The sequence below is a fragment of the Chamaesiphon sp. OTE_75_metabat_556 genome (assembly GCF_031378165.1).
Classification (GTDB): Bacteria; Cyanobacteriota; Cyanobacteriia; order Cyanobacteriales; family Chamaesiphonaceae; genus Chamaesiphon.
This window is the reverse complement of the sequence record NZ_JANNDR010000573.1, coordinates 1-11348: the sequence shown is the minus strand read 5'-3', so window position 1 is coordinate 11348 and position 11348 is coordinate 1. Positions and strand designations below refer to the sequence as shown.

Sequence of the window (11348 nt, the reverse complement as noted above, 5' to 3'; positions counted from 1 at the left end):
TCCGCCCTACCGCCACCTGATAATGTCCCTGTTCATCACTTTCAACCTCCATTACCCAACCACTAGATTGCATCGCTTGACGTACTTTGGCTAAAGCTGCTGCTTGTTGATCCGCTAATTCTGGTGATAATTGCGCTTCCTGCTCTCCCGCCTCTTTGATAAACAACCGCACCCGATGCTGGAGATTGACTGGTTCGGATTCCACTATCGCAGGCAATCCTGGTGCGATCTGCGCGATAACTGCGGTAACTCCGCTTTCTTCAGCCGTTAAGATTTTGGCAGTAGCTGTGGATGCTTGCAACTCGATAATTTCAACCACCGCAAGGCGGTTTTGCTTATCGCTAAAGTCACTCCCAACCGGATAAATTGCGAATCGAGATCCGCTACCCAATCCTTGTGCTAACCCGCCATCTAACGTGACTCGTGCTGGCGCAACATTAATAACGATTAGACTATATCGTACAGACTCGATTTCACTACCAAATACCAATCGATCGCTTTCGCCCAAGAGCATCGGTAATTGATTGGGCAATTTACTTTGAATCTGACCTTTGACTCGATCGTACAAAGCCTGATAGGTTAAATGAGAGTTACTGTTGAGGGTATCGAGCATCCAATAAGTCAATGCTCCATTGCGTTCTGTGCCAGTACCAAACGCAGATTCATACGCAAACTCAGACGGACGACAAGCACCCAAGAAGACATAATCCCGTTGATTTGGCAACCAACCCTCTTTAGGGCTATTTTGAGTCAGCAGCAGCCAATTTTGGACTAATTCAGCTCTTGTAGCCACGGTACTAGCTTGCGGTCGATCGCTTAGATCTACCTGTCCAGCGCGCGCCCCACGAATCTCCCCATCGCCGCGTGTCGCGCCCCCGGCATGACAACTATCAAAAATAACAGTGACGATTAAACCCTTGTCTGTCATCCGTTTCAGAAGAGTTGTCATCTCCACATCTCGCAGATAATGACCGTCGTTACCCACATCCATCGGCACTAAGCTTTCATCGAACTGCCCCGCTCCTTTCAATTCGGGGAAAATTGTCTTCACTCGTCCACCATGTCCAGAATAGTGGATGTAGACTAAATCTCCCGTATTTGCACTTGCGGTAATCCGATCGAAAGCATCGACGATGTTTTGATAAGTTGGGAGTATTTCCTGCCGTGCCGCTCTTACATTTCCCAGCAAATTAGTGTCTGGCACCGGAGCGGTAAGTCTAGTTATCTTCTCTGCTGGTATGTTCAGCGATTTGGCAAGATAATCTGCGACCTTGTCGATATCGCGAACGGCTCCTTGGAGGCTGTTGAACAGGGGATTGGGTGCATAATTATCGATGCCAATTAATAAAGCATAGAAGTCAGCCATTTTTACACACACCCCCTCAGCATCCTACGGTGTCTACACATCTCTGGTGAGAAGCGAAATTGGTGTGAATCCCCCTAAATCCCCCTTAAAAATCGGATGCCTTTCCGGTCGGGTTTCCCGACCATGGAAAGGCACCAAGCGGGGGGCTAAGAATCCGGTTCCCCCCTTTTTAAGGGGGGCTAGGGGGGATCTAGATCTACGGATCGACTCAATCGGACTTGTGTGTACACCGTAGCCCTTAAAAAGGGGGGTTAGGGGGGATTCAGATCTAGAAACGAAGTCCAACCAACTTGTGTATACACGGTAGTCTTAGCATCTGGATCGACTTCCCGATCCACGCTAGCGATCTAGTGAAGAGGGGAAGAAGATCTGCAATCCCCTTCCCCATTATTGTGAGTATTCTAACTAGCTACATAGTCCCGAAAACTGCTGTGCCGACGGCGGAAATGGGAGAGAGCTTGATGCTCCAATTGCCGCACCCGTTCGCGACTGAGATTGAGAATTTCGCCTACTTTGGCTAGCGATAGCTCGCTACCGCCTTCTAGCCCAAACCGCAAATTAATCACATCTCGTTGCTGATTGGTCAGTTCGTCGAGGGTTGTTTTGAGTTCTTGGCGTAGCGACTCTTGGACGGTGTATCGCTCTGGCGAAATGCCGCCATCTTCGAGGAGTTCTGAGAGTTCGGTATCCTGCCTGTCGCCGACTTTGGCATCTAGCGAAATCGGCGATCGCGAGATGTTCAGATAGTCCCGAATCTGGGCGGGTTCGAGTGCTAGCTCGGCAGCAATTTCTGCTGATGTCGCACTGCGCCCGAGTTGCTGGGATAACTCCCGCTGGGTCTTCTTGATTTTGTTGAGTTTTTCGGTGATGTGAATGGGCAAGCGAATCGATCGACCCTGTTGGGCGATCGCGCGGGTAATCGCTTGGCGAATCCACCAGTAAGCATAAGTCGAAAACTTATAACCACGACTGGGATCGAATTTTTCGACACCCCGTTCCAGTCCCAAGGAACCCTCTTGGATCAGATCGAGAAATTCCAGGTTGCGCTTTTGATATTTTTTGGCGATCGCCACTACCAATCGCAGATTGGCTTCGATCATTTTTTGTTTGGCTTGACGACCCAATCGCAATACTCGATCAAGTTCGGCCTCTGAGACTGTCGCTGCACTGGCCCATTCCAGTTGGGTCGGCTGCCGATTTAAGGTCTGTTCCAGGCTCTGCTTGACCTCTTGTAAGAGCATCATTTGTTGCACTTGCTTACCGTAGCAAATCTCTTGCTCTTGGGTGAGCAATGGAACGCGACCGATTTCATGGAGATAGGTGCGTACCATATCGCCTGTATATTTGGGTTGACCGATCGTTCGAGTTTTTACACTAGGCATGAGTTGATCTGTAACTCCCTTTACAAGTGGCTGATAAAACTTTTACACACTACTCCTCGATAGTCTTCACTGCTCGATCTCTGAATTCCCGAAGAGTTCTACAGCATCGATGTTCGTGAATATGAGCGATCGCGTGTCGATCTCGGCAAAGCTAGAGCTGGGTTAGGCTCTGTTGCCGTTATAGTGTCTAGACGTAGATCGATGGATTAAAGTTCTCTATCCATCTAAAAACATATCAGTGTTGATAGATTGGAAAACTTAATTAATCGTTAAGTTAGGATGTAGGATTTAGATATTAGGAGAGTATGAAATTAAGAGACAACCTGTTTACTTAAATTAAAAAATAGTCCATGTTGAAACTCTAAAGCCTAAAAACTAATGACATCTATAAAGCCTACTTCTGAAACCAGAGAAAGCCTGTTTGCATCAAACCCACCAGAAAACCCAGGACGCCGCCGAGATTTACAATTCCTTGGAGTTCGCTTTTGACAATCCCTTGAATCCCAGCTTCTAGCTCGGCGGGAGAAGTAGCCTTGACTCGATCGATGATCACTTGGTCGATACTCAAAATCGGGATGACTTGAGTGATGATTTGTTCGAGATCGCGTTCGAGATAGCGATCGATAATAATTGCTAGTTCCTCACTGACGACATCCAAAGATGAGGTCAAAATCGTCGAGTTGCGCAATCGACCGATCGTCACATTGGCAATACCGTCCCAATCCACCGAATCTGTCAAGCCTTGAATTAATTCGACACCTTTGCTTTGAATATAAGTCCGTACGCTAGTGCTGATAGTTTTGCGCAGTTGTTTGACGGTGGAGACGGGTAAATTTTGGAGGGAGAGTTCGCGTAACAATTCTTGACCGCGATTGCGGATATTCAGGGCGACAATCAGTTTGGCAATAATCTGGTTGGCTTTTTCACGATCGTCTAGGCAGAATGTCCGCAGCCGACCGAGGGCATTTTTGACACCGAATAAGTTGGCAACGACCCAGTAAGTGCCGCTACTCTGTTCTCGCAAGCCTTCATCGATGACTTGAATATTGCGATCGGTCAAAAAATCGACGATCGCCAACCGCAGAACTTCGGGCGGTAAAATGACATTAATCAACCAGTCAGCTAATTGGGCAGCTTGACCGTCAGTTAGCTCGAATTCGAGAATCAGGCGATCGAAAATTCGATCGATCTGTGGCTCCAGAAAATCGGGTCGGCGCGCTAAAACTCTCAACCAGCGCGGAAAAGATTCGCCGAGCAAATCTTTGAGAATATTGGCCAGCACTTTGACTGTTTTTTGTTCTTTGTCTGCCTGGATCCGATCGAGGGCGAGTTGAATCAGCCAGGTAATCGCCGCTTGCACCCGCTCGACTTCGAGCAATCGCTTGGCAATCTTTTGTAGCTCTACAGGGGTGAGCAGCGAACCCATAATCGTATCGGAAATCCGCGTCGCCAAACGTTCTTGATTGCTCGGAATCAATCCAGGGGTAAACGGCAGTTGATATTTACCAATGTATTTCGCCGTGTAGGGACGAAACAACATTTTGATTGCGACATCATTGGTAAAATAACCGACAACAGCACCAGCCAGAGGCGGGGTCAAGTAAAGCCACAGTTGGAACAGGGACAATGGATTCTCAAAGATAAGCTGGGTTGATTCTACAATTATACCCAGAGTCATGTCGATGCTGCTGAGGCTGGCTACGGGCGGTTATCCGCTCGGAGCGAATAGGGTGGCAGGAGATTAACTCTATCCAAATCTAATAGATGGCGACTACTCTAGCCCAAATCTGCAATCAATTGGGGCTAATGAGTCAGGGTTTAGGGGAGTTAGCTAAAATTAAAGATCTATAAGAAAGATCTTTAATTTATGAATTCAGAATTACGCTCTCAAATCCGCGATCTGTGTCGAGACGACACTGCATTCGATCAATTACAACAGCTTTTAGCCGCAGAAATTCAGCCCCTCCAACGGGATCTCAACCTGGCCAACTTTCGCTTAGAGCGGCAGCACGCGCTCTTTGACGTAGTTACTCGACTCCGCAGTCCCCTCGATCTCGAAACAATTTTTAAAGATACCGCGATCGAAATCCGCAAACTGATGGCCGCCGATCGGGTAGGAATGTTTCGGTTCTATTCGGAGTCCCATTGGAATGATGGCGAATTTGTCTCCGAGGATGTTGCCCCAGAATTTGATTCGGCTCTCGCCCAAAAAATCCACGATGACTGCTTTGGCGATCGATTCGCGATCGATTACCAAAAAGGGCGCGTCCAAGCTGTCGCCGATATCTATACCGCTGGCCTGAGCGACTGTCACCTCAAGATCCTCGCCCAATTCCAAGTCCGCGCCAATTTGGTCGTGCCGCTGTTGCAGGGAGATAGCTTGTGGGGATTGCTATGCATCCATCAATGTCATGCCCCCCGCGAATGGCAACCCACCGAAGTCGAATTTGTCACGCAGATTGCCAATCATTTGGGCGTTGCCCTCCAACATGCCGAACTCTTGGCCAAACTCCAAGCCGAAATAGTCGATCGCCAAGAAGCGCAACAACAGGCTCTCGAACTCAATCACGGTCTTCAGCAAGCCGTCAGCGAACTCAAGTCAGTTAATAAAGAACTTGAAACTTTTAGTTATTCTGTCTCCCACGATCTCCGCGCCCCTTTGCGTAGTATCGACGGCTTCAGTCAGGCATTAATCGAAGATTGTATCGAGCAATTAGATGAAACGGGTCACGATTATTTGCGACGGATTCGAGCAGCGACCCAACGCATGGGACAATTAATCGACGATCTGCTGAGTCTATCGCGAGTGATTCGGAGCGATATGCACCGAGAACCAGTCACTCTGAGCCTCTTGGCCAGTCAGATCTTTGCCGATTTACAACAGGCTTATCCCGATCGCCAAGTCGAATCGATCGTCCAACCCGATCTGCTCGATCGCGGTGACAGCCGATTGCTCCATGCCATCCTCGAAAATTTATTAAGTAATGCCTGGAAATTTACCGCCACCAGACCGCAGGCCAAAATTGAGTTTGGCGCGCTACCGCTAGTAGCAACCGTGGCGGACGCTGGCCACCAACCACGAACTTACTTTGTGCGCGATAATGGGGTCGGCTTCGATATGGCCTACGTAGAAAAGTTATTTTCCCCCTTCCAGCGATTGCATAGTATCCAGGAATTTCCTGGTAATGGGATCGGACTAGCGACCGTGCAACGGATCGTACATCGTCATGGGGGACGCGTCTGGGCAGAAGGCTCGATCGATCGGGGCGCAACATTTTATTTCACGCTCACAACAGAGGAAGTAGGGACATGACGGAACGCGCCAACAACAAGGTAATTTTGCTGGTGGAGGACAATCCCGATGACGAAGCGTTGGCACTCCGTGCGCTCAAACGCCATCATATTGGGAATGAAATCGTCATCGCTCGCGATGGTGTCGAAGCTCTAGATTATCTCTTCGGCACGGGCAAATATCTCGATCGAGATATCAATAACAAACCATCGGTGATTTTATTAGATTTGAAGCTACCGCGAGTTGATGGTTTAGAAGTCTTGCGCCGCTTGCGAGAAGATCCGCGCACGCGATTTTTGCCCGTAGTTGTATTAACGACCTCCAGCGAGGAAGGCGATGTCCTCGATAGTTACAGTCTTGGTTGTAATAGTTATATCCGCAAACCTGTCGATTTTGTCCAGTTTTCCGAAGCAATTAGGCAACTGGGGATGTACTGGTTATTGATGAACGAACCGCCTCCAGTTTAGGTTTTAGGTTTTAGGCTTTAGGCTTTATGTTTGCGAACTGCTCTCCAACTAACCCACATCCCACTTCCCGTGGTACAGCAACTCTCAACTTCCCACTTACTAAAGCTGTTAACAAGAAGATGAATTCCCAATTAAAAATTCTAATTGTCGAGGATTCAGAAGACGATCTTCTCTTACTCCTTCGCGAACTGCGACGCGGTGGCTATGCACCCGAATATGTGCGGGTGGAGACTGCTGCGGATATGAAAGCAGCCCTCGCGCAGCAAACTTGGGACATCGTGATTGCCGACTACACCTTGCCGAGGTTTAGTGCGCCAGAAGCCTTGCAATTGCTCCAGCACCAGCAGCAAGATTTACCTTTTATTATTGTCTCTGGGACGATCGGCGAAGAAACGGCAGTGGCGGCAATGAGAGCTGGAGCGCACGACTACTTACTCAAGGATAATCTGACTCGGCTAGTACCTGCGGTAGAGCGAGAACTGCGTGAGGCTCAAGAGCGGCTCAAACGCCTTGAAGCCGAACAAGCTCTGCGAGAGAGTGAGGAACGCTTTCGGCAGTTGGCCGAAAATATTACAGAAAGTGTATTCTGGATGTCCGATCCCACTGCACTAGAGATGCTCTATGTCAGTCCGGCCTACGAACGGATCTGGGGACGCACTTGCGTGAGTTTGTATGCGGACTTTATGGAGTGGATTGAGGCCATCCATACCGAGGATCGGCAACGCGTTCACAGTCACTTTTTCGAGCATTCATTGCTGGGCAACTACGATGAGGAGTATCGAATTATGCGTCCTGATGGCTCGATTCGGTGGATTCGCGATCGCGGTTTCCCGATTCAAGATCGATCGGGCGTACCTTACCGCGTTGTCGGCATTGCCGAGGACATCACCGAGCGCAAATTGACCGAAGCTGTCCTCCGGCGCACCGAACGGCTGGAGAGCCTGGGCACATTAACCAGTGGCATCGCCCACGATCTCAACAACGTGTTGACCCCGATTATGGGAATCGTCCAATTGCTACCTCTGAAAATTGTCAACATCGATGAACCCACTCAGCGGTTGCTACAAGTCCTCAATGACAGCACCCGCCGAGGTGCCGATTTGGTCAAGCAAATTCTCGCCTTTACCCGTGGGGTCGAGAGCAAGCCGACAGCCCTCCAGATCGGTCAGTTGCTAGTAGAAATTCAAAAAATCGTCCAACAGGCATTTCCCAAGAATATCGAACTGTCGCTGGCATTTCGCGGCAGTGATGGCCACGATCGACCCGCAGATTTATGGCTGATTACGGCTGATGCCACCATGTTGCATCAGGTATTTATGAATCTGTGTGTCAATGCCCGCGATGCGATGCCCGATGGCGGCACCTTGAGCATCGTGGCTGAGAATTTAGCCATTGATGAAAATTATGCGCGGATGCACATCAATGCCCAAGCTGGAGCTTATGTGCTAGTGACGATCGCCGATACGGGCACTGGCATCTCGCCAGAGATTATCGATCGAATTTTCGATCCCTTCTTCACAACCAAAGACATCGGTAAAGGTACGGGATTGGGACTATCGACTGTCGTCGGCATCATCAAAAGTCATCATGGCTGGATCGATGTGGATAGTCAAGTTGGCAGTGGTACTCGGTTCAGAGTCTATCTACCCGCGACAGATACTCATGTAGCTGCACCCGCGATCGCCGCTATACCGCGATCGGGTCAGGGTGAATTAATTTTGGTCGTCGATGATGAAGTGGCAATTCAGGAAGTCACCAAAGCGACCTTAGAGGCTTATGGTTATCAGGTCATGACGGCTAGCGATGGGATAGAAGCGATCGCCCTCTATGCCGAGCATCGGCAGGAGATCGGCGTCGTCTTGATGGATATGATGATGCCATCGTTGGATTCGGCCACGATCGTCCGTACGCTCTGCAAACTCAATCCCCAAGTCCAAATTATTGCCATGAGCGGATTGGCCACCAGCGAGACAGTCAAAAGCACGATGAAGGAGGGTGTTAAAGCTTTTCTAGCCAAACCCTTTACCGCTTCAGAATTATTGAATCTACTGTAGTTTTAGTGCTGTGGTCGCCTAGCACCCAGGGTGAACGCACTTAAAGTTCTTACTATTTAAAATCCTCGCAAATCAGTTGCAGATTTGAATTATGAAAAGTATGAAAGCTTTAATGGTAAATAAGTATAGCCAGTTAATTATGTTATATTTATTGGAAATTTATATCACGTCAAATGAAGCTAAAGCCAAAGCACAGTATAGCAGAACACTTTGGTAACATAAAAGACATGGCTCTCCCGCTAGTATGGGAGAGCCAAAGAAATATGCAATGGATTGAAAATTGACAATTTTGAAGATGAAGTTGGAATTAGTAAAGATTCAGCTAAAAATCTACTGTCTGAAGTAAATGGAAGTATCCACTTTTGGCAGCTAGACAGTCTGTAGAAGAGGTTGACGGAGAAATAGGATGGACAATGCCAACCGAAAAGATTCAGATAAAATAAAAATAATTTGTATGGCTGTAATCGATCGAATCTACTTATAGATCTCTCAGGATTAGCTCTAAATCTCTTGTGGCATGAATGATGCGAAGTATCTCCAATTTTTCATCATCATAGCGATAAAAAATTAGATATTTCTTGAATCCTTTGACAGCCCATTTACGAATATTGACAATATCTTCTTCACTGTCATACTGTTGGCTCACTCCAGGCATTCGAGCTAATGCAGCAAAAGTTTGTCGTGCAGCATCAAAAAACTCAAAAGCACTATCTCGATTATTTTGAGATAGATAACTAAAATGTTCGTGTAGGTCGAGGCTTGCATCCTCATGAATTAAAATATAACGAGTCATGTTTGAGGAGGAAGGCCATTCAGATATTGATGTTGCTGCTCCCACCACTCATCAGTTGCTTCGATCGTCCGATTTTTCTGGAGCGTCGATCGCAACATCGCATTGACTTTCTGTTTGGCTTGACGCTCTTGCTCTCGTTCGATTAATGCTGTCAAAAACTCGTCGGCACTACCATAGTTACCGCTGGATATCTGTCCATCGACATAGGCTTTCACGGCTTCGGGCAGTGCGATAGTAAGGTAAGTCATAAGAATTGTCTGTACGATCTAACTGATTGGATTATAACTTATGACTCAGATGAATTTAATCGCCAACACAGAACGAGTTATTCCAATGGAGTGGTTCGTTGGCGGAGCCTCTCCCTCGGAGACTCGATCGGCTGTAGATGTCGCACCGGATTTAATTGGTTGTACCTTAGTACGTCAACTTCCCGACGGCACCCAATTACGCGGGCTAATTGTTGAAACCGAAGCGTATCAAGAAGGCGATCCGGCTTGTCATGCCTATCGCAAACAAACCAAACGCAATCAGATTATGTTTGGTGTGCCAGGATTTGTATATGTGTATTTGATTTATGGCATCTATCACTGCGTGAATATCGTAACCGATCGAATTGGTGCGCCGAGTGCAGTGTTAATTCGGGCACTGGAGCTAGAAAAACAGACATTAAATCACATTTTGCTCAAACCTAAGGAAAAGCCAGAACGGGCAGCCGCAGGGCCAGGAAAACTCTGTCTCGCGATGCAAATTAACTTGGATCTGTATGGAACGAAACTAGAATTAGGACAACCGATGTGGGTGGAACATCGATCTAGTGACTGGCAAGCCAAACTCGATGCAGGAGCAATTACACTCACTCAAACCACCCGCATCGGACTGACACAGGGGATCGAATTGCCGTGGCGGTGGTATCTCAAGGGGTGCAAAGCAGTTTCAAAACTTGGTTGAGAGGAGAGCAAGCTGGATATTGACAGATCGATCGGGCGATCGATCTAGTCCTAAATTTGGGTAATTTAACAGTAGAAGCGAGGAATTCCCCAATTTGTTTTGCCCGATATGTATCAAAAAATTCTGGCGTGCGCGTTAGTAATCTATTCATCAATGTTGCTACCAGCAATTGCTGGTACCGAATCGCATTCTGACGATCTATTGACATCAGAAGATCTCCATACGGTGGCGGCTGAAGCAAAATCTTGGAAGGGCACCCGCTATCGCTATGGCGGTAAAGATAAAAATGGTGTGGACTGCTCCCATTTTGTCTATGCAGTCTATAACAGCATCTTCGAGGGCTACAATTACCGGATGGCTAATCAGTACCTAAATGATGCAGATTTTGCACCGACTAAAGCACCGCTAGTCGGGGATGTGATTATCTTTTTATCATATAAAGGTGCCTCCGCCCACATGGGCATCGTCACTGATGTGGCGAGCAAGAAATTTATCGGCGCGCAAAGTAGTACTGGCGTGAAGGAAGCTAGTTTTGCACCTAACAGCTATTGGGGTAAACGTCCTTACCGAATTTTATCTTTATTACCTTCTAATTAGAGGGGAGTTGACAGTTGACAGTTATCAGAATCTCCGAAAAACCCCGTCCGTTTTACGGCGGGGATGGATAGGAGGGCGGTGAGGAGTCCCACCCCCGAAAGATTTTGACCAACGCTCAAAGAGAGAGCGGGATGGGCGACGAATCGCCAATTAGGGTTTTGTGCATAGACTATAGATTTCGATTGGGGTACAATGTTTTTGGTCGTTGACCCACCCGAGACGCATGGATCAGACAGCCTAACGAGCGAAGTCCAGTTCAACTGGCGGCGCAGAAAAAGCGGAGTTCGTCCGGACGGGTTTCCCGTCCATGGAACGAACCCAAGCATCGGTAGACCGGGAAAAGCTTGAAGGGCAATGGCAACATCCTGGATAGACATAAGTTAATTTACTTGAATGTTTCTAAAAACCGCAGGGCTTGCGGGGTTAGTCTGTGGAGCGAACATCAGACC

At 47.9% G+C, this 11348-nt stretch carries 10 protein-coding genes; 5 read left to right on the top strand and 5 right to left on the bottom strand.

The annotated features are described in order from the left end of the window. The 3 genes from RMO27_RS22555 to RMO27_RS22545 all read right to left on the bottom strand — a co-directional run. The coding region (locus RMO27_RS22555) for a caspase family protein (RefSeq protein WP_309736779.1) at positions 1 to 1366 on the bottom strand (1366 nt) is incomplete at its 3' end. Between the two features lie 401 nt (positions 1367 to 1767). Continuing rightward, positions 1768 to 2748 (bottom strand): RNA polymerase sigma factor, RpoD/SigA family, encoded by a 981-nt coding sequence (locus RMO27_RS22550; protein ID WP_309736778.1) that lies wholly within the window; start codon positions 2746 to 2748, stop codon positions 1768 to 1770. Between the two features lie 394 nt (positions 2749 to 3142). After that, positions 3143 to 4375, bottom strand: a complete 1233-nt coding sequence (locus tag RMO27_RS22545) for a DUF445 family protein (protein WP_309736777.1) — start codon at positions 4373 to 4375, stop codon at positions 3143 to 3145. A 240-nt stretch (positions 4376 to 4615) separates the two neighbouring features. Between RMO27_RS22545 and RMO27_RS22540 the strand changes: the two genes are divergently transcribed. From RMO27_RS22540 to RMO27_RS22530, 3 genes are read left to right on the top strand one after another with little or no spacing between them, the layout of a single operon-like run. Continuing rightward, the gene (locus RMO27_RS22540; RefSeq protein ID WP_309736776.1) at positions 4616 to 6061 is read left to right on the top strand and encodes a GAF domain-containing protein; all 1446 of its coding nucleotides are present in this window, start codon (positions 4616 to 4618) and stop codon (positions 6059 to 6061) included. Continuing rightward, positions 6058 to 6507 (top strand): response regulator, encoded by a 450-nt coding sequence (locus RMO27_RS22535; protein WP_309736775.1) that lies wholly within the window; start codon positions 6058 to 6060, stop codon positions 6505 to 6507. The genes RMO27_RS22540 and RMO27_RS22535 overlap by 4 nt, the downstream gene beginning before the upstream one ends. A 26-nt stretch (positions 6508 to 6533) precedes the next feature. Continuing rightward, entirely contained in the window at positions 6534 to 8561 is a 2028-nt protein-coding gene (locus tag RMO27_RS22530; protein ID WP_309736774.1) for a response regulator, read from the top strand. 478 nt (positions 8562 to 9039) lie between these two features. On the opposite strand, the gene RMO27_RS22525 is transcribed toward RMO27_RS22530, so the two are convergent. Beyond that, on the bottom strand, positions 9040 to 9354 hold the full coding sequence (locus RMO27_RS22525; protein ID WP_309736773.1) for a type II toxin-antitoxin system RelE/ParE family toxin: 315 nt from the start codon (positions 9352 to 9354) through the stop codon (positions 9040 to 9042). After that, complete coding sequence (locus tag RMO27_RS22520) at positions 9351 to 9602, bottom strand: type II toxin-antitoxin system ParD family antitoxin (RefSeq protein ID WP_309736772.1); 252 nt, start codon at positions 9600 to 9602, stop codon at positions 9351 to 9353. Before RMO27_RS22520 ends, RMO27_RS22525 begins: the two co-directional genes overlap by 4 nt. A gap of 49 nt (positions 9603 to 9651) precedes the next feature. Between RMO27_RS22520 and RMO27_RS22515 the strand changes: the two genes are divergently transcribed. Further along, a complete protein-coding gene (locus RMO27_RS22515) occupies positions 9652 to 10302 on the top strand; it encodes a DNA-3-methyladenine glycosylase (protein WP_396133785.1) in 651 nt (216 codons plus the stop codon). Between the two features lie 153 nt (positions 10303 to 10455). Continuing rightward, entirely contained in the window at positions 10456 to 10899 is a 444-nt protein-coding gene (locus RMO27_RS22510; RefSeq protein WP_309736770.1) for an NlpC/P60 family protein, read from the top strand. Positions 10900 to 11348 lie beyond the last annotated feature (449 nt).